Below are 16501 nucleotides of genomic sequence, written 5' to 3'. Positions count from 1 at the left end.
TCACACCGCGAGGAAGGGAGCAGCACGATGAGCCGCCGATTCCAGGTCACGTTCGACGCGCACGACCCGGGGGCGCTGTCGACCTTCTGGCGTGACGTGCTGGGTTACGTCCATCCGGGCCCGCCGGGAGTCGAACTGCCGGAGGGGGCGGACCCGATGGCCGCGTGGGACGAGTTCCTGGCGAAGCTGGGAGTGCCGGAGGAGGAGCGCAACACGCGATCGGCCCTGGAGGACCCGGACGGACGGGGGCCCCGGGTGTTCTTCCAGCAGGTGCCGGAGGGCAAGGTGGCGAAGAACCGGGTCCACCTCGATGTCAGGACGGCGCCGGGGCTGGAGGGGGAGGAGCGGATGGCGGCACTGGAGGCCGAATGCGCACGAGTGGTGGCGCTGGGAGGGAAGCGGCTGCGCCGCTTCGAGCCGGCGCCGCCGATGAGTGACGGGTGGATCGTGATGGCGGACCCGGAGGGGAACGAGTTCTGCCTGGACTGAGCGGGGCGGGGTGACGGGCGGGTGGTGGAAGGAGGGCGGCCGCACCGGAAGCCCGCTCCGAACCCCCGCCCCGGAGACCCCAGGGCCCCCTGCCCCTCCCGCCCCCGCTGCTCAGCCGCACAGAGCCGTATCCACGACCTCCTGAACGCCCTTCACGGCCTCCTGCTCCGTCGGGATGCTCGTCACCGCCACGTTCGCCGCCCTGCCGGCGTCCGTGATCCCGCCCCTTGTCTCGTAGCCCGCGATGTCGCCGCCGTGGCCCCAGTAGAAGCCTCCGCACGACAGCGGCCTCTTCATGAGTCCCAACCCGTAGTGGAACCCGGTTCCTTCGATCGGGACCGTCGTCCGCATCTGGTCGCGCTGCTCCTTGCGCAGCAGGCGATCCCCGCCGAGCAGCTCGGCGAAGAAACGGTTCAGGTCCGAGTTCGTCGAGATCATCTGGCCCGCCGCCCAGCCCGCCGACGGGTCGATCCGTGTGAAGTCGCGCAGCGGCTCGCCCGCCTTCAGCCGGTGGTAGCCCTTCGGGTGGGCCTCCCTGATGGTCCTGTCTCCCTGCGCGGGGAAATACGTGTGCCGCAGCCCGATCCTCCTGACCACGCGCCGATCGATCTCCTCGGCCAACGGGCGCCCCGTGATCTTCTGGACGATCAGGCCCGCCAGCACGTAGTTCGTGTTGCTGTAACTCCACTTCTTCCCCGGCGGGAACCCGGCCTCGTGCTTGAGCGCCACGTCGACGAGATCACGGGGCTCGAAGTACCGGTGCAGCATCTCCTCGTCGCTGATGTCCGCCCCGTAATCGGGAATTCCGCTCGTGTGCTGCAGCAGCTGACGGACGGTGATCCTCCCTCCGTCGAGTCCCTTCCCCCGTACCAGCCCCGGCAGGTACGTGTCGACCTTCTCCTCCAGGTCGACCTTCCCCTCGCCGACCAGCTGCAGCACGACCACCGCCGTGAACGTCTTCGTGTTGCTGCCGATCCGCACCTGGCCGTCCCTGGGCACCTTCGCGCCCGTGGCCAGGTCTCCGACCCCGGCGGTGTACGTACGGGCGTGACCCCTGCCGTCCTCGACGCTCGCCAGCGCCGCCGGCTGGCCCCCGCGCACCAGGGCGTTCAGGCCCTGCTGCACGGCGTCCGGCCGCGTCGCGGCGACCGCCGCGGGAGGCGCGAGCGCGCCCGCCGTCATCACCGCTGCGACCACCGCCGCCGCGGCCGCCGCGCCTCCGCGCCGGAGTCCCTTCTGCGGTCGGGAGAGGCGGAACCTCGACGTCCTCGTCTTCGTCGCTCGCATGTTCATCGGCTGTCCTTCCGTCGATCGGGCAGGACACGATCATGTTTTCCGGGGCCCTCCGGGCGCATCGCGGAAACGCGGGAGAATGTGCTCCCCCGATCGGGGGAGGCCGGCCACGAGCCGCCCGTTCATACTGGCCGATGATGATCAAGGCACTCCGGCCGCTGCTGCGCCGCTCCACGTACACGGGCGCGCTGTTCGCCTACTCGGCCGCCCTTGCGAGCCTCCCCCTGCTGTCCTTCGCGCTGCTTCCGGCGCTGGCGTGGCGATCCGCCCCCGAGGGCGTCCTGTTCGTCGTGGTGCTGGTCGTCTGGGCCGTGCTGATCGCCCTGGTCGGCCTGGCCCGCACCACGCGGCGGGTGCTGATCCTGGCCGCCCGCCGACTGTTGCAGGTGGTGCTGCCCGAGCCATCGGCGGTACGCCCGCCCGCGACGTCGCCCGACACCGCGCCGGCCACGGCTGTCCCCGCCGCACCGTCCGCGTCCCCCGCCGCCGACCGCTGGCGGACTCCCCTCTGGCTGCTGCTGCACGTCACCCTCGGCTGGACGGGCGCGCTCGCGAGCGGGCTGCTGCTCTTCCTGGCCCTGGCCCTTCCGGGGGGCTGGCTCCGCGCCGAGCTGGCGCTGAGCCTGTTCGGCCGGTCCGCACGGGTGTCGGGCGGCTGGCAGAGCTGGGCCGTGGCGCTCGGCTGTCTGCTGCTCGCCGCGGTCGTCTGCGTCCTCGTGACCCGTGCCCTGCGGTGGTCGGCTCCCCGGCTCCTCGGGCCGTCGACGGCCGAGCGGCTCGCCCTCGCGGCCGAGCGGGAGCTGCGGCTGGCCGAACGCAACCGGCTCGCGCACGAGTTGCACGACTCCATCGGGCACACGCTGACGACGACCACGATCCAGGCCGCCGTGGCGGACGAGCTGATGTCCACCGACCCGGCGGCGGCGCGGGCCGCCCTGCGCAGCATCGAGGAGTCCGCCCGGGCCGCGCTGGAGGACCTGGACTACGTCCTCGGCGTCCTGCGCGAGGGCGAGACGTCCGGGACCGCCGGTCCCGTCGGGACCGCGCCCACCCGCACCCTGGCCGATCTGCCCGAGCTGCTCGAACGGGTGCGGCACACGGGCGCGGTGGTGGAGTGGGAGCGGTCGGGGGATCCGACGCGGGTGCGGGGGACGCTCTCCCGGGCCGCGTACCGGATCGTCCAGGAGGGGCTGACCAACGCCGTCCGGCACGGCTCCGGCGGTCCGATCACGGTACGGGTGGCGGCCGGGCCGGACGCGCTGGAGCTGGACGTGGTCAACGAGACCGGGGCCGCTGCGCGTACGGGCCGCCCGCGGGCCTTCCCGACCTCCGGGCACGGGCTGCCCGGCCTCGCGGAGCGCGTACGACTCCTGCACGGCGAGATGGACGCCGGCCCGGACGGGCCGAGGCGCTGGCGACTGGCGGTCAGGCTGCCCGTACGGTGGGCTGCATGACCGACTCCGGCGCCATCGAGACCGCGACGACGCTCCTGATCGCGGACGACGACGAGGTGACCCGCACCGGTCTGCGCACCCTGCTCGCGGCACAGCCGGGGATCGAGGTGGTCGGGGAGGCCGCCGACGGCGTCGAGGTGGTCGAGCGGGCGCGGCTGCTGCGGCCGGACGTGGTCCTGATGGACGTACGGATGCCCCGCCGCAACGGGATCGAGGCGACCCGCCTCCTCCTCGCGGAGCCGGACGCGTCCGCGGGGTCGGGGGACGGGAGACCTTCCCAGACGCCGCCGAAGGTCGTGGTGATCACCACCTTCGAGAACGACGACTACGTCACCGCCGCCCTCAGCGCCGGTGCCGGCGGGTTCGTGCTCAAGCGGCTTCCGGTCCGGCAGATCGCCGAGGCCGTTCGGGTGGTGGCGGCGGGCGAGGCGATCCTCTTCCCCGCGGCCCTGCGCCGGATGGTCGCCGCACGTCCGCTGGACTCCGCGGAGGCGCTGCCCAAGGCGGCGCTGACGGTGCGGGAGGAAGAGGTGCTGCGGATGATGGCCACCGGCCGGTCCAACCCGGAGATCGCGGAGTCCCTCACCGTGAGCCTGGAGACGGTCAAGACGCACGTCGGGAACGTCCTGACCAAGCTCGGCGCGCAGAACCGGACCCACGCGGTGGTCATCGCGTACGAGTCCGGCCTCGTGGTGCCGGGCTTCACCGGCTGACGGGGGACACGAACGCCTGCCCCACCCGGGTCCCGGACGGGGCAGGCGACGGGCGAACGGTCAGGCGAGGACCTCGATCCGCCACTGCGGGTCCCGGTCGTCCGTACGGACGAAGATGCGCTTGGGGAGCGGGGAGCGGTCCTCGAACAGGTCGCGGCCGAGGGCAAGGCCGTTCTGGTCGATCACGTACGTGCCGTCCCGGAGGTCCGCGAGCGAGGTGAGGGTGGTGAGCGCGAGGGTGCCGCCGTCGTCCTCGACGCGCTGGAGGCGCCAGACGGACGCGGGGGATTCGTCGGGGCGGGCGACGACGGGCGCGCGCTCGGTGCCCTCCGCGGTGATGGTCTCCTCGGTCCCCTTGGCGGTGAACCGGAAGCCCTCGGCGTCCCGGGTGATCAGCCACTCCCCGGCGCGGGTCGGGTCGACGAGGAAGCCGACGACGGCTCCGTCCTCGACCCCGACCGGGGCCCCCTTCGCGTACAGCTTGACGACCTTGCCGGCGTTCGACATCGCTCCTCCTGGGCTGAGTGGGTTGAGTGGGCCGCGTGCGGCGGTTACGGCGGAGCGTGCCCGTACGGCCGTGCCCGGTGCCAGCGACCACGCAGGTCATAGGCTGTGTGGCGCTGAGAAGTCGTCAGGGAGGGGCAGGTTCCGCGCGCCGTGGAGCAGGCTCGGGACCGGCTGGGGCCCGATGCCCGCCCGCCCCGGCCGGTGTCGGTCATCCGGGGCAGCCTGCCGGGTCCCTTCGGCGTGCGGCACGCGCCCGGGGCCCCGCGAGGTGTACGGGTAGGGCATGACCATTCCTGTGGACCAGCTCAGCGATCCGGCCGTGCGCGCGTTCGTCGCGGCCCTCAACGCCAACGACCAGACGGCCCTGTTCGAGGCCCTGACCCCCGACGCGACGATGTCCGACGACGGCTCCGAGCGTGATCTCCGGGAGTGGCTCGACCGGGAGGTGTTCGGCTCGCGCGGGCACATGGACGTCGTGTCCGAGTCGGACGGCGGGCGCGGTCTCGTGGCCGACTACCGCAACGACACCTGGGGCTCGATGCGCACCAAGTGGCTGTTCACCGTCGACGGCGGGAAGATCTCCCGCTTCGAGACCGGGCAGGCGTAGCGCCGCTGCCGCTGACGTCGGCCGGGGGAGGAGCTTCCCCGGCCGACGTACGGCATCGGGAGTCGCTCCCGGCCGACGTGCGGCACCGGGCGTCAGCCCCGCCCGATGTACGGCATCGTCGTCGCCATCACCGTCGCGAACTGCACGTTCGCCTCCAGCGGCAGTGCCGCCATGTGCACCACCGTCGCCGCCACGTCCGCCGCGTCCATCACCGGTTCCGCCGCCAGTTCGCCGTTGGCCTGGAGGATGCCGGTCTGCATGCGGGCGGTCATCTCCGTCGCCGCGTTGCCGATGTCGAGCTGACCGCAGGCGATCCGGTACGGGCGTCCGTCGAGCGACAGGGACTTCGTCAGGCCCGTCATCGCGTGCTTCGTCGCCGTGTACGCGATCGAGTGCGGGCGCGGCACGTGGGCCGAGATCGAGCCGTTGTTGATGATCCGGCCGCCCTGCGGTGACTGCTCCTTCATCGTCCGGAAGGCCGCCTGGGCGCACAGGAACGCGCCCGTCAGGTTGACGTCGACCACCGCGCGCCAGGTGTCCGGGTCCAGGTCCTCGACGGGGACACCGCCGCCCGCGAACGTCCCGGCGTTGTTGAAGAGCAGGTCGACGCGGCCGTAGCGGTCGCGTACCGCCGCGAAGAGGGCCGTCACCTCGTCCGCCGAGGTGACGTCCGTGGGGACGGTCAGGAAGTCCCCGGCCGGCGCGGCCGCCGCCGTCTCGTCGAGGGCGTCGGCCCGCCGTCCCGCCAGGGCCACCGACCAGCCTGCCGCCGCCAGGGCGAGGGCCACACTCCGGCCGATGCCCGATCCCGCTCCCGTCACCACTGCGATGCTCATGGGCGCGCAGCGTACGCGAGACGCGTGCCCCATGAACTCATGGTCCCGACACGTGGATGTTCTGTACCCGACAACGTGAGGTCGTCCCGCCCCCCTCGAATGACGGACGGACAGCATCCGTCTGGGGAGGGGCACATGAACCGCGTACAGGACGTTCACGAGCATTCCGAGGAACTCCGCGCCGCCGCACGCCACTTGGGGCGCCGCCGGTTCCTCACCGCCACCGGGGCCGCCGCCGCGCTCGCCTTCGCCACGCAGCTCCCGGTCGCCGGTTCCGCGGCCGCGGCCGAGCTCGACGGGCGGCGTGTGTCCGAGGAACCGTTCACCCTCGGCGTGGCGTCCGGTGACCCGCTGCCCGGCTCGGTCCTGCTGTGGACCCGGCTCGCGCCCCGCCCCTTCGAGCCCGGCGGCGGACTGCCCGCCGAGAGGGTCTCGGTGCACTGGGAGCTCGCCCGCGACGAGCGCTTCACCCGGACCGTGCGCCGCGGCCGGGCCACCGCACACCCGGAGTTCTCGCACGCGGTGCACGTCGAGGTCGAGCACCTCGAATCCGACCGGGAGTTCTTCTACCGCTTCCGCGTCGGCGACTGGACCAGCCCCGTCGGCCGGACCCGCACCGCACCCGCCCCCTGGGCCCGGAACGCCGGTCTGAAGCTTGCCGCCGTCTCCTGCCAGGCGTACCACGACGGGTACTTCACGGCCTACCGCCACCTCGCGCGGGAGGACGTCGACGTCGTCTTCCACCTCGGCGACTACCTCTACGAGTACGCGGTGAACGCCACCGGCGGCGCCCGCGCCTACACCGACCGGACCCTCCCGGCCGTCTTCGACCGCGAGACCCTCACCCTGGACGACTACCGGCTCCGGTACGGGCTCTACAAGTCGGACCCCGACCTGCGCGCCGCGCACGCCGCCCACCCCTTCGTCGTCACCTGGGACGACCACGAGACCGAGAACAACTACGCGGGCGGCACACCCGAGAACAGCGTCCCGCCGGAGGAGTTCCTGCTCCGCCGTGCCGCCGCCTACCGCGCCTACTGGGAGCACCAGCCGCTCCGCACGTCCCAGCGGCCCCAGGGGCCCGACATGCGGCTCTACCGCCGGCTGCGCTTCGGGCGGCTCGCCCAGTTCGACATCCTCGACACCCGCCAGTACCGCTCCGACCAGGCGTACGGCGACGGCTGGCAGGTCCCGGGCCCGGAGTCCGAGAACCCGGCGCGGACGATGACCGGAGCCGCGCAGGAGCGGTGGCTGCTCGACGGCTGGCGGGAGTCCCGCTCCCGCTGGAACGTCCTGCCGCAGCAGGTCGTGTTCGCGGAGCGCCGCGACCGTGCCGGCGCCGACTTCAAGCTCTCCATGGACTCCTGGGACGGCTACCCCGCCTCCCGGCAGCGGCTCCTCGCCGGTGCCGAGGCCGCCGGGGTCGAGAACCTGATGGTGCTCACCGGGGACGTCCACGTCGGCTACGGCCTCGACATCAAGGCCGACTTCCGCGACCCGGCCTCCCGGACCGTGGGCACGGAGATCGTCGCCACCTCGATCAGCAGCGGCAAGGACGGCGCCGACCGGCCGTCGAACTACGACAAGCTGATGCAGGCCAACCCGCACCTGAGGTTCTTCAACGGTCGGCGCGGCTATGTGACGGTCGCGCTCGGCGAGGAGACGGCCCGGGCCGACTTCCGTACGGTGCCGTACGTGACGACCCAGGGCGCTCCCGTCACCACGGCCGCCTCCTTCGTCACGGAGGCGGGCGACCCGGGTCTCACGCCGGCGTGACCTCGGGTCCCGGCCGGCACGACCCCGGGTCTCGCGCCGGCATCACCCCGGGTCTCACGCCGGCGTGGCCACCGCTTCCTGGGGGTAGCGGACGCCGATGCGGTCCCGTACCGCATCGAGCGTCCGCATCACCGCGAGCGAGCCGTCGAGGGGGACGAGCGGGGACTCCGTCGCGCCCGCCCGCAGGCAGCGCATGACCTCGGCGGCCTCGTGCCGGAGGGAGTGGGGATCGTCCGACGACGTGATCTCCTCCGGCTCGTGGCCGTTGCGGTGCAGGGTGAAGCGTTCCGGGAAGAAGAAGCCGCGCGGGATGTCGATCCGGCCCAGCGAGCCCGTCACCGAGGCCGTCAGCGGGGTGTCCGCGTCGAGCGAGCAGGACAGCAGGGCCGACGCCCCCGAGTCCGACCAGCCGAGCAGCATGCCGGTGTTCAGGTCGACGCCCTCCGGCGAGAGCAGCGCGTGCGCGTGGACCGTGTCCGGCTCGCCGAGGAGCAGCTGCGCGAACGACACCGGGTACACACCCAGGTCGAGCAGCGCCCCGCCGCCCACCGCCGGGTTCCGCAGTCGGTGGTCCGCCGGGAACGGGCCGGCGAGTCCGAAGTCCGCCTGTACGGTCCTGATCTCGCCGATCGCCCCGTCGCGGACCAGTTCCGCGAGGCGCCGGATCAGCGGGTTGCAGTACATCCACATGGCCTCCATCAGGAAGAGGCCACGGTCCCGGGACAGGGTGACGAGTTCCTCTGCCTCGCGGGCGTTGAGCGTGAGAGCCTTCTCGCAGAGCACCGCCCTGCCCGCCTCCAGGGCAAGGCCGGCCGCCTCCCGGTGCGCGTGGTGCGGGGTCGCCACGTACACCACGTCGACGTCCTCGTCGGCGAAGAGCCCGGCCCACTCGCCGTACGCCCGCGGGATGCCGAACCGGTCCGCGAAGGCCTTCGCGGACGCCTCCGTGCGGGACGCCACCGCGACGACCTCCGCACCGTCGAGCGTCAGCAGGTCCGTGGTGAACCGTTCCGCTATGCCGCCCGTCGCCAGGATTCCCCAGCGCACCGTCTCACCCATGTTCCCCACCCATCCCATATGTCCCACCGGTCCCGCAGAGGTCTCGACCATGCCGGTCGAGCTGAGAGCATAGGCAAGGATTCAACGAAATGGAGCGGTCGATGCCGGAGAGCGGCCAGAAAACAACACAAGGGCACATAACCGAAAGAGCTCCCGAGTCGATCGGCAACGCGGCCGCCCGGCGCACCGGGCTGCTCGTCACCCTCGTCCTCGGCGGGCTCACCGCACTGCCCCCGCTCTCCATGGACATGTACCTCCCGGCCCTGCCCGAGGTCACCGGCGCACTGAACGCCCCCGCCGCCACCGTTCAGCTCACCCTCACCGCCTGCCTCGCCGGCATGGCCCTCGGCCAGCTCGTCGTCGGCCCCATGAGCGACAAGTGGGGCCGCCGCCGCCCGCTGCTCATCGGCATGATCGTGTACGTCCTCGCCACCGCCGTCTGCGCACTCGCCCCCACCGCCGAGACGCTCATCGGCTTCCGGCTGCTCCAGGGCCTCGCCGGCGCCGCCGGCATCGTCATCGCCCGCGCGGTCGTCCGCGACCTGTACGACGGCGTGGAGATGGCCCGGTTCTTCTCCACCCTGATGCTGATCTCCGGCGTCGCCCCGATCATCGCGCCGCTCATCGGCGGCCAGATCCTGCGGATCACCGACTGGCGGGGCGTCTTCTACGTCCTCACCGTCATCGGCATCCTCCTCACCCTCGTCGTCTGGCGCTTCCTCGCCGAGACCCTGCCCCCCGAGCGCCGGCACGAGGGCGGGGTCGGCCAGGCCCTGCGCACCATGAAGGGGCTGCTCGCCGACCGCGTCTTCGCCGGGTACATGCTGACCGGCGGCCTCGCCTTCGCCGCCCTCTTCGCGTACATCTCGGCCTCGCCGTTCGTCGTCCAGGAGATCTACGGGGCCTCGCCGCAGACCTTCAGCCTGCTCTTCGGCCTCAACTCGATCGGCCTCGTCGCCGTCGGCCAGATCAACGGCAAGCTGCTCGTCGGCCGCGTCAGCCTCGACAAGGCACTCGCCTGGGGCCTCGGGACCATCCTCGTCTCCTCCCTCGCGCTGCTCCTCATGACCAGCGGCGTCTTCGGGGAGGTCGGGCTCGTGCCGGTCGCGGCCGGACTCTTCGTCCTGATGTCGGCGATGGGCCTCGCGATGCCGAACACCAACGCCCAGGCCCTGATGCGCACCCCGCACGCCGCCGGCTCCGCGTCCGCGCTCCTCGGTACGACGTCGTTCCTCGTCGGCGCCGTCGCCTCGCCGCTCGTCGGCATCGCCGGCGAACACACCGCCGTCCCGATGGCGGTCGTCCAGCTGACCTGCGCCGTCCTGGCCCTGACCTGCTTCCTCGGCCTGTGCAGGCCGTGGCAGAAGGCCAAGGCCGCCCCGGGGATCTAGCTCCGCCGGTGTGCCGCCGGCCGTTCCGTGGCCGGCGGTGTCACGATCTCCGGGACGGACGGGAGGGCCGGGGATGTGCCACTACTGCGGGTGCCGCGAGATCCCGCTGATCAAGGAGTTCATCGCCGAGCACGAATCGGTCACCGACCTCGCGGGGGACGCCGTGCGGGCGCTCGGCAGCGGCGACCGTGACCGGGCCCGGACGCCGGCCGCGCGGATGGCCGTCGAACTCCGGGCCCACTGGGCGGGGGAGGAGCGGGGGCTGTTCGCGGTCATGCGGGAGAACGAGGAGTACACGGCGTACGTCGACGCCCTCGCCCTGGAACACCGGGGGCTCGCCGCCTTCCTGGACGGACTCGACCTCGACTCGGCCGAGCAGCGCGCGGCGTTCGTCCGCGCCGTCGACGAGCTCCACACGCACATCGCCAAGGAGGAGGACGGCCTGTTCCCCGCCTCCCTGACCGAACTCACGGGTGAGCAGTGGGACCGGTCCATCGACGCGTGGCGGACGGTCCACTCCCGGGACCCGCTGCCGGGCTGACCCGACGGCGGGCCGGTGTGGTGCCCGGTGTCGCCCGGTGGGGCGCAGGGGGCTCCGTGGGCCGCCCCGGTGTCGCCCGGTGCGGCGCAGGGGGCTCCGTGGGCCGCCGAGGCCACCGGTCCCGCCGCCTAGACTGTCTCGGTGAACGCCTCCGCTCCCTCCGCCGACTCCCTGCGCGCCGCCCTCGCCGGGCTCCTCGACGGGCTGCCCCCCAAGCAGGCGGCCCAGGCCGTCGACCGGCTGATCGCCAACTACCGGGGGACCACCCCGACGGACACCCCCGTGCTGCGCGACCGCTCCGACGTCGCCGCGTACGCCGCGTACCGGATGCCGGCGACCTTCGAGGCGGTACGGGGCGCCCTCGGCGCCCTGCGCGAGGCGGCACCCGACTGGGAGCCGCGTACCCACACCGACGTCGGCGGCGGTACGGGCGCGGCCGGCTGGGCCGTCGCCGAGGCCTGGGAGGAGCAGCCGCCCCGCACCACCGTCCTGGACTGGGCCGAGCCGGCCCTCGCCCTCGGGCGCGAGCTCGCCGCCGGGGCCCTGGACATGGAGTGGCGCACGGCCAGGATCGGCGGCGCGCTGCGGCTCGCCGACACGGACCTCGTCACCGTGTCGTACGTGCTCAAGGAGCTGACCGAGGCCGACCGGGCAGCCCTCGTGACCGAGGCGGCGCGTGTCGCGCAGACGGTCGTGATCGTCGAGCCCGGCACCCCCGACGGCTACGAGCGGATCATCGCGGCCCGCACCCTGCTGATCGAGGCCGGATTCACGGTCGCCGCGCCCTGCCCGCACAGCGGGGCCTGCCCGATCGAGCCGGGCACGGACTGGTGCCACTTCTCGGCCCGGGTCAGCCGTTCCTCGCTGCACCGGAAGGTCAAGGGCGGTTCGCTGCCGTACGAGGACGAGAAGTACAGCTACGTGGCGGCGACCCGGTTCCCGCCGGCGCCGGCGACCTCCCGCATCACCCGCAGGCCGCAGATCCGCAAGGGCCTGGTCCTCCTCGACCTGTGCGGCCCGGACGGCCTGACCCGCGACACGGTCACCAAGCGCCACGGCCCGCTCTACAAGCAGGCCCGCGACGCGGAGTGGGGCGACTCCTGGCCGCCGGAGGACGAGGGCTGAGAGCCCCGTCTGCGCGGACCCACCGGAAGCGCCCCCCGCAGTCACGTTTCCGCGGACCGGGAGGGGCGCGTTGCCGAGGCGTCCCCGGCGGCATCGGCCGGCCGGCGCGGTGTGGGCTAGGGCCGCAGCTCCTGGGTGCAGCACTTCACGCTGCCGCCGCCCTTGAGCAGCTCACCCAGGTCCATGCCGATCGGCTCGAAGCCCCGCCGCCGCAGCGGTTCGAAGAGGCCCACCGCCGCCTGGGGGAGGAGGACGTTCCGGCCGTCGCTGACCGCGTTCAGACCGAGGGCCGCCGCGTCCTCGGCCGTCGCGATCAGGGCGTCCGGGAACAGCCGGGCGAGCACCGCGCGGCTGCCGGGGGAGAAGGCGTCCGGGTAGTACATGACCTCGTCGCCCGCGTCGTCCAGGACGCACAGCGCCGTGTCCAGGTGGTAGTACCGCGGGTCCACCAGTTCGAGGCCGATCACCGGGCGGCCGAAGAACTCCTGCGCCTCGTCGTGCGAGAGCGGGCTGGAGCGGAAGCCGCGCCCGGCGAGGATCCAGGAGGCGGTGACGGCGAAGTCCCCCTCGCCCTCGTTGACGTGCTCCGGAGCCCGTACGTCGTCGGCTGCCCAACCGTTTCCCCGGAACCAGGCCAGATGCGCCCCGGCCTCGGCCGTGCGCTCCGCGTGGGCGAACTTCGCTCCGAGGACCCGGCCTTCGACGACGGTGGCGCCGTTCGCCGCGAAGACCATGTCCGGCAGCGCCGGGTCGGGGGCGAGGAGCTCGACCGTGTGGCCGAGCGCGCGGTAGCGGTCGCGCAGGTCCTCCCACTGGGCGAGGGCGAGCGGCAGGTCGACCGGTTTCGTGGGGTCCATCCAGGGGTTGATGGAGTACGTCACCGTGAAGTGCGTGGGTGGGCACATCAGATAACGGCGGGGCGAGGACGTGCGCGGAGTGGTGCGCAATGAGGGCTCCTCACGGACGGGCGGTCAGAGACGCCGGCGGGGTGAAGATCCGCCGGATCGGTGACCCCATGGTCCGCCTTCCGGGCCGCCCGCGCTGTGGACCGTTCGGGTGGTTCGGCTCTGGCCACGACTCGCGAGACGCGCCGTCTCGTAGGCTGCTAGATTGGGCCCATGTCCGACACCAAGGCGCCCGACGCCTCCCGCCGCAGCGAGCGCTCCCGCCGCGCCATCTTCGACGCCGCCCTCGCCCTCGTCTCCGAGACCGGCTACGCGAAGACCACCATCGAGGGCATTGCCGCCCGCGCCGGGGTCGGCAAGCAGACCATCTACCGCTGGTGGCCCTCCAAGGCCGCCGTCCTCCTCGACGCCTTCCTGGACCTCGCGGCCCGCGCGAACGAGGCCCTGGGCGGGGACGCCGACAGTGAGATCCCCGACACCGGCGACCTCGCCGCCGACCTCAGGTACGTCCTGCGCGCCACCGTCGACGAGATGAACGACCCCACGTTCGACGCCCCCACCCGCGCCCTCGCCGCCGAGGGCATCGTCGACCCCGAGCTCGGCGCCCGCTTCACCGAGGCGCTCCTCGAACCACAGCTCCAGTACTACGCCCGCCGCATCGAGGCGGCCCAGGCGGCCGGCGACGTGGACCCCGGCGTCGACCCCCGGATCGCCCTCGAACTGCTCGTCGGACCGCTCCACCACCGCTGGCTCCACCGCACCCTGCCGCTGACCCACGCGTACGCCGACAGCCTCGTCGACCTCGCCCTGCGCGGCCTCGTGCCGAGGGCCTGAATCGTCCGTCGCACACCGGTTCCACACCCCGGTTCCGCACTCCGGTCACCCAAGGCGCAGGATGGTGGGACCATGGGCAGAGCCGAACGGGCGAGCATGAGGTGTGAGGGGATAGATGGGCGACGGGATCGACCGCTACCGCGGCACGGAGAGCAAACTCGCGCAGTGGCTGCGCAGGCGCCCGAAACGCACCGCGGCCGACGACGAGAACGACCGCGAGAAGCTGCTCCTGGCCGTCGCAGCCGCAGGGCTGCCCCTCGCCCCCGCCGCGTACCCCGTCGGCTACAGCTGTTCCTGTGAGCGGATCGGCTGTCCCACCCCCGCCCGGCACCCGGTGTCCTTCGCCTGGCAGACGCAGTCGACCACCGACCGCGCCCAGATCGAGCGCTGGGCCCGCAACGAGCCCGAGGCGAACTTCATCACCGCCACCGGCATGGTCCACGACGTCCTCGACGTACCGCTCGCCGCCGGCCGCGCCGCCCTGGAGCGCCTCCTCGCCGAGGGCGTCGAGGTCGGGCCGGTCGCCGAGTCCGCCGACGTCGACACGGTCGGCGGGCGGATGCTCTTCTTCACCGCCACCCGCGGCACCCCCGAGGACGAGGACGAGTGGTGGCCGTGTGAGCTCGACTGCCACCCCGAGACCATGGACGAGCACCCGGGGCTCCGCTGGCACTGCCGCGGCAGCTACGTCCTCGTACCGCCCGCCCGGCTCCCCGGGGACGAGAGCGCCCATCCGGTCGTCGCCTGGCTCCGCGGCCCCGAGCATCCGCTGCCGGACCCGCTGAACCTCCTGGAGACCCTTCAGGACGCCTGCGCCCGCCACGCGGCCGCGCGCGAGGCGGAGGGCGACGGCGAGCACACGGCCCACGAGATCGCCTGGCCGCTGACCCGCTGACCCGCTGACCCGCTGACCCGCTGACCCGCTGACCCGCTGACCCGCTGAGCTGCCGACCCGCCGTCTCGCTGAGCCATGGCCTGAGCAGTGACCTGACCGGCGGCCTGACCGGCAGCCCGAGAAGCGGGCGACCGGGCCGTTACGAGCCCTGCGCGCCCACCACGCCCTGGAGCCGGGCTTTGATCGTGACCCCGTCGCGGTCCGTGCCCGTCGGCTTCACCAGGACCGCCTGGTTGGACACCCACTCCTTGGTGACCGTGTTCTTGACCTCGCCGGTCAGCAGCGCCTTGATGTCGGGGTCGACCTTGGGCCGGTAGCCCGGCGCCGCCGTCTGCCGCTCGAAGAAACGCGTCGCGAAGAAGACGAACGCGCTGCCGTCCTTCGTCCGCAGCCCGAGCGGCGCGAAGTCGCCCTGGTCCGCGACCCGGTCCAGGTACTGGGTGGCGAGCCCCGGGCGCTTGGCGCCCTTCTGCCGCTGCTCCCGCAGCAGCGTCGTGTGCGGACCCGCCGCGTACGGCCCCGGCTGCCCGTCCTGCAGGTACGAGACGTACTCCTTGCCGAGGTCCGCGGGCGCGACCGCGAGCGTGTCGGTGTTCGCGGCGACCGGCACCGCGTACCCGTCCTCCTCGGCGAACTCGGGCACCTGCGACGGGCTCATGATCACCAGGTGGGCCGCTTCCCACAGCTGCTGGGGCCCGTTGCGTACGAAGACGACGAGCCAGCGCTGGTCACCGGCGCCCTCGTCGGTGTCCAGGTTGGGGTCGGTGTCCGCGAGGAACCAGCGCGGCCAGCCCGCCTTCCTGGGCAGCACGAAGCGCGCGTCCGACAGTTCGAGGGGGCGGTGGTTCGGGTTGCCGCCGGGGGACGTCACCGCACGCGCACGCAGACCCGCCTGGTTGATCTCGCCCAGCGGACCGGTGACCCGGCCCGCGACGAGGGCCGGGTCGTGGGCCTTGTCGGCCGCGTTGTAGGCGGCCGTGAAGTCGGCGAGGGCCTGCGCGGCCTCGGACTGGGTGGCCGGCGGCATCAGGGCGAGCTCACCGTGGACGGTGACGCAGCCGCTCGCCGTCAGCGCGAGGACGGTCGCGGCGGCCGTCGCCGCGAGGAGACGTACGGGGCGCGCGGGGCGCGCGGCTCTCGTGGGTCGCGTGGACCGTCCTGCCGACAGCCGCTCAAGCGGTCGTCCCGGCGCTCGCCTCAGCGTCAGCCTTCTCATCGGTCGCCTTCTGCTTCTTCACCCGCGTGGACGGACCCGACCCTATCGGGGCCAGGAACAGCGCGAGCGTCGGGACCAGATACAGCGCCCACACCGTGACCTGAAGGACCGTCGGGTTCGGCTGGAAGTTGAAGACGCCCTTGAGGAGCGTGCCGTACCAGCTGTCCGGCGGGATGGTCGCCGAGATGTCGAAGGCCTTGTTCGCGAGGCCGTCCAGGAAGCGGGCCTCCTGGAGGTCGTGCACGCCGTACGCGAGGACGCCCGCCGCGACCACGACCAGCATCCCGCCGGTCCAGGTGAAGAACCTGGCCAGGTTGATCCTCAGCGCGCCCCGGTAGAACAGCCAGCCGAGGAGCACCGCGGTGAGCAGGCCGAGCAGCACACCGGCCAGCGGGGCGAACGTGCCGTCCGAGGAGGCCCGGACCGACGCCCACACGAACAGCGCCGTCTCCAGACCCTCGCGCCCCACCGCGAGGAACGCGGTGGCGACCAGCGCGCCCGTGCCCATCCGGAGGGCCGCGTCGAGCTTGCCGTGCAGCTCGGCCTTGAGGTGCCGGGCGGTGCGCCGCATCCAGAAGACCATCCAGGTGACCAGGACGACCGCGACGACCGAGAGCGAGCCGCCGAGCAGCTCCTGCGCCTCGAAGGTCAGCTCCTGGGAGCCGAACTCGAGGCCGGCGCCGAAGGCCAGGGCCACACCGACGGCCACGCCGATGCCGATCCAGATCGGCTTCAGCGCGTCCCGCCGTCCGGTCTTCACCAGATAGGCGATGAGGATGCAGACGACCAGGCTGGCCTCGAGGCCCTCGCGCAGGCCGATCAGATAGTTACCGAACACGCCGGTTCCCTCCCGGGGTTGC

General features: G+C 72.9%; 17 protein-coding genes. 10 read left to right on the top strand and 7 right to left on the bottom strand.

The genetic code is table 11. From position 1 onward, the window contains the following. The first annotated feature begins 27 nt into the window (after window positions 1-27). The gene (locus IF00_RS0125045; protein WP_030321638.1) at window positions 28-489 is read left to right on the top strand and encodes a VOC family protein; all 462 of its coding nucleotides are present in this window, start codon (window positions 28-30) and stop codon (window positions 487-489) included. Window positions 490-600: 111 nt separating this feature from the next. Here IF00_RS0125045 and IF00_RS0125040 read toward each other — a convergent pair whose 3' ends face one another. Further along, window positions 601-1776: a serine hydrolase domain-containing protein gene (locus IF00_RS0125040; protein ID WP_030321636.1), complete on the bottom strand. Its 1176-nt coding sequence runs from the start codon at window positions 1774-1776 to the stop codon at window positions 601-603. A 143-nt stretch (window positions 1777-1919) separates the two neighbouring features. Between IF00_RS0125040 and IF00_RS0125035 the strand changes: the two genes are divergently transcribed. Next, a complete protein-coding gene (locus IF00_RS0125035) occupies window positions 1920-3236 on the top strand; it encodes a sensor histidine kinase (RefSeq protein WP_037639058.1) in 1317 nt (438 codons plus the stop codon). Further along, window positions 3233-3949 carry a response regulator transcription factor gene (locus IF00_RS0125030; protein WP_030321634.1) on the top strand — a complete coding sequence of 239 codons (717 nt, stop codon included), beginning with the start codon at window positions 3233-3235 and terminating at the stop codon, window positions 3947-3949. Before IF00_RS0125035 ends, IF00_RS0125030 begins: the two co-directional genes overlap by 4 nt. Before the next feature lie 60 nt (window positions 3950-4009). On the opposite strand, the gene IF00_RS0125025 is transcribed toward IF00_RS0125030, so the two are convergent. Then, window positions 4010-4456: an RICIN domain-containing protein gene (locus tag IF00_RS0125025; protein ID WP_030321633.1), complete on the bottom strand. Its 447-nt coding sequence runs from the start codon at window positions 4454-4456 to the stop codon at window positions 4010-4012. Window positions 4457-4739: 283 nt separating this feature from the next. Here IF00_RS0125025 and IF00_RS0125020 point away from each other — a divergent pair, with 283 nt between their 5' ends. Next, the gene (locus tag IF00_RS0125020) at window positions 4740-5063 is read left to right on the top strand and encodes a nuclear transport factor 2-like protein (RefSeq protein WP_030321631.1); all 324 of its coding nucleotides are present in this window, start codon (window positions 4740-4742) and stop codon (window positions 5061-5063) included. A gap of 92 nt (window positions 5064-5155) precedes the next feature. Here the strand turns inward: IF00_RS0125020 and IF00_RS0125015 are convergent, their stop codons facing one another. Then, on the bottom strand, window positions 5156-5932 hold the full coding sequence (locus IF00_RS0125015; protein WP_051820608.1) for an SDR family oxidoreductase: 777 nt from the start codon (window positions 5930-5932) through the stop codon (window positions 5156-5158). 102 nt (window positions 5933-6034) lie between these two features. On the opposite strand from IF00_RS0125015, the gene IF00_RS0125010 reads away from it, so the two are divergent. Continuing rightward, window positions 6035-7675, top strand: a complete 1641-nt coding sequence (locus tag IF00_RS0125010; RefSeq protein WP_030321627.1) for an alkaline phosphatase D family protein — start codon at window positions 6035-6037, stop codon at window positions 7673-7675. A 54-nt stretch (window positions 7676-7729) separates the two neighbouring features. On the opposite strand, the gene IF00_RS0125005 is transcribed toward IF00_RS0125010, so the two are convergent. Further along, entirely contained in the window at window positions 7730-8734 is a 1005-nt protein-coding gene (locus IF00_RS0125005; protein ID WP_051820616.1) for a Gfo/Idh/MocA family protein, read from the bottom strand. Window positions 8735-8835: 101 nt separating this feature from the next. On the opposite strand from IF00_RS0125005, the gene IF00_RS0125000 reads away from it, so the two are divergent. The 3 genes from IF00_RS0125000 to IF00_RS0124990 all read left to right on the top strand — a co-directional run bounded on the left by IF00_RS0125000 (window position 8836) and on the right by IF00_RS0124990 (window position 11791). Next, window positions 8836-10125: a Bcr/CflA family multidrug efflux MFS transporter gene (locus IF00_RS0125000; protein ID WP_030321623.1), complete on the top strand. Its 1290-nt coding sequence runs from the start codon at window positions 8836-8838 to the stop codon at window positions 10123-10125. A 73-nt stretch (window positions 10126-10198) separates the two neighbouring features. Beyond that, window positions 10199-10666, top strand: a complete 468-nt coding sequence (locus IF00_RS0124995) for a hemerythrin domain-containing protein (RefSeq protein WP_030321622.1) — start codon at window positions 10199-10201, stop codon at window positions 10664-10666. Between the two features lie 141 nt (window positions 10667-10807). Beyond that, the gene (locus tag IF00_RS0124990; protein ID WP_030321620.1) at window positions 10808-11791 is read left to right on the top strand and encodes a small ribosomal subunit Rsm22 family protein; all 984 of its coding nucleotides are present in this window, start codon (window positions 10808-10810) and stop codon (window positions 11789-11791) included. A gap of 116 nt (window positions 11792-11907) precedes the next feature. On the opposite strand, the gene ddaH is transcribed toward IF00_RS0124990, so the two are convergent. Next, window positions 11908-12738 carry a dimethylargininase gene (ddaH, locus tag IF00_RS0124985; RefSeq protein ID WP_342451054.1) on the bottom strand — a complete coding sequence of 277 codons (831 nt, stop codon included), beginning with the start codon at window positions 12736-12738 and terminating at the stop codon, window positions 11908-11910. A 171-nt stretch (window positions 12739-12909) separates the two neighbouring features. On the opposite strand from ddaH, the gene IF00_RS0124980 reads away from it, so the two are divergent. Then, entirely contained in the window at window positions 12910-13530 is a 621-nt protein-coding gene (locus tag IF00_RS0124980) for a TetR/AcrR family transcriptional regulator (RefSeq protein ID WP_030321617.1), read from the top strand. 115 nt (window positions 13531-13645) lie between these two features. Continuing rightward, window positions 13646-14425, top strand: coding sequence for a bifunctional DNA primase/polymerase (locus tag IF00_RS0124975; RefSeq protein WP_030321615.1), 780 nt, complete (start codon window positions 13646-13648; stop codon window positions 14423-14425). Window positions 14426-14564: 139 nt separating this feature from the next. Here the strand turns inward: IF00_RS0124975 and IF00_RS0124970 are convergent, their stop codons facing one another. Beyond that, the gene (locus tag IF00_RS0124970) at window positions 14565-15641 is read right to left on the bottom strand and encodes an SCO2278 family lipoprotein (protein WP_030321614.1); all 1077 of its coding nucleotides are present in this window, start codon (window positions 15639-15641) and stop codon (window positions 14565-14567) included. Next, a complete protein-coding gene (gene efeU, locus IF00_RS0124965; protein ID WP_030321612.1) occupies window positions 15598-16479 on the bottom strand; it encodes an iron uptake transporter permease EfeU in 882 nt (293 codons plus the stop codon). The genes IF00_RS0124970 and efeU overlap by 44 nt, the downstream gene beginning before the upstream one ends. Between the last annotated feature and the right edge of the window lie 22 nt (window positions 16480-16501).

Origin of the sequence: Streptomyces flavochromogenes, assembly GCF_000717595.1 — a bacterium.
GTDB classification, from domain to species: domain Bacteria; phylum Actinomycetota; class Actinomycetes; order Streptomycetales; family Streptomycetaceae; genus Streptomyces; species Streptomyces flavochromogenes.
Note: the sequence above shows the minus strand (reverse complement) of the source record. Positions and strands in the feature narration are given on the sequence as shown.

What these genes read in the sequence shown, in the direction of transcription:
- IF00_RS0125045 (WP_030321638.1), top strand. Translation starts at nt 28, where the DNA reads ATGAGCCGCCGATTCCAGGTCACGTTCGACGCGCACGACCCGGGGGCG.
- IF00_RS0125040 (WP_030321636.1), bottom strand. Translation starts at nt 1,776, where the DNA reads ATGCGAGCGACGAAGACGAGGACGTCGAGGTTCCGCCTCTCCCGACCG.
- IF00_RS0125035 (WP_037639058.1), top strand. Translation starts at nt 1,920, where the DNA reads ATGATCAAGGCACTCCGGCCGCTGCTGCGCCGCTCCACGTACACGGGC.
- IF00_RS0125030 (WP_030321634.1), top strand. Translation starts at nt 3,233, where the DNA reads ATGACCGACTCCGGCGCCATCGAGACCGCGACGACGCTCCTGATCGCG.
- IF00_RS0125025 (WP_030321633.1), bottom strand. Translation starts at nt 4,456, where the DNA reads ATGTCGAACGCCGGCAAGGTCGTCAAGCTGTACGCGAAGGGGGCCCCG.
- IF00_RS0125020 (WP_030321631.1), top strand. Translation starts at nt 4,740, where the DNA reads ATGACCATTCCTGTGGACCAGCTCAGCGATCCGGCCGTGCGCGCGTTC.
- IF00_RS0125015 (WP_051820608.1), bottom strand. Translation starts at nt 5,932, where the DNA reads ATGGGGCACGCGTCTCGCGTACGCTGCGCGCCCATGAGCATCGCAGTG.
- IF00_RS0125010 (WP_030321627.1), top strand. Translation starts at nt 6,035, where the DNA reads ATGAACCGCGTACAGGACGTTCACGAGCATTCCGAGGAACTCCGCGCC.
- IF00_RS0125005 (WP_051820616.1), bottom strand. Translation starts at nt 8,734, where the DNA reads ATGGGTGAGACGGTGCGCTGGGGAATCCTGGCGACGGGCGGCATAGCG.
- IF00_RS0125000 (WP_030321623.1), top strand. Translation starts at nt 8,836, where the DNA reads ATGCCGGAGAGCGGCCAGAAAACAACACAAGGGCACATAACCGAAAGA.
- IF00_RS0124995 (WP_030321622.1), top strand. Translation starts at nt 10,199, where the DNA reads ATGTGCCACTACTGCGGGTGCCGCGAGATCCCGCTGATCAAGGAGTTC.
- IF00_RS0124980 (WP_030321617.1), top strand. Translation starts at nt 12,910, where the DNA reads ATGTCCGACACCAAGGCGCCCGACGCCTCCCGCCGCAGCGAGCGCTCC.
- IF00_RS0124975 (WP_030321615.1), top strand. Translation starts at nt 13,646, where the DNA reads ATGGGCGACGGGATCGACCGCTACCGCGGCACGGAGAGCAAACTCGCG.
- IF00_RS0124970 (WP_030321614.1), bottom strand. Translation starts at nt 15,641, where the DNA reads ATGAGAAGGCTGACGCTGAGGCGAGCGCCGGGACGACCGCTTGAGCGG.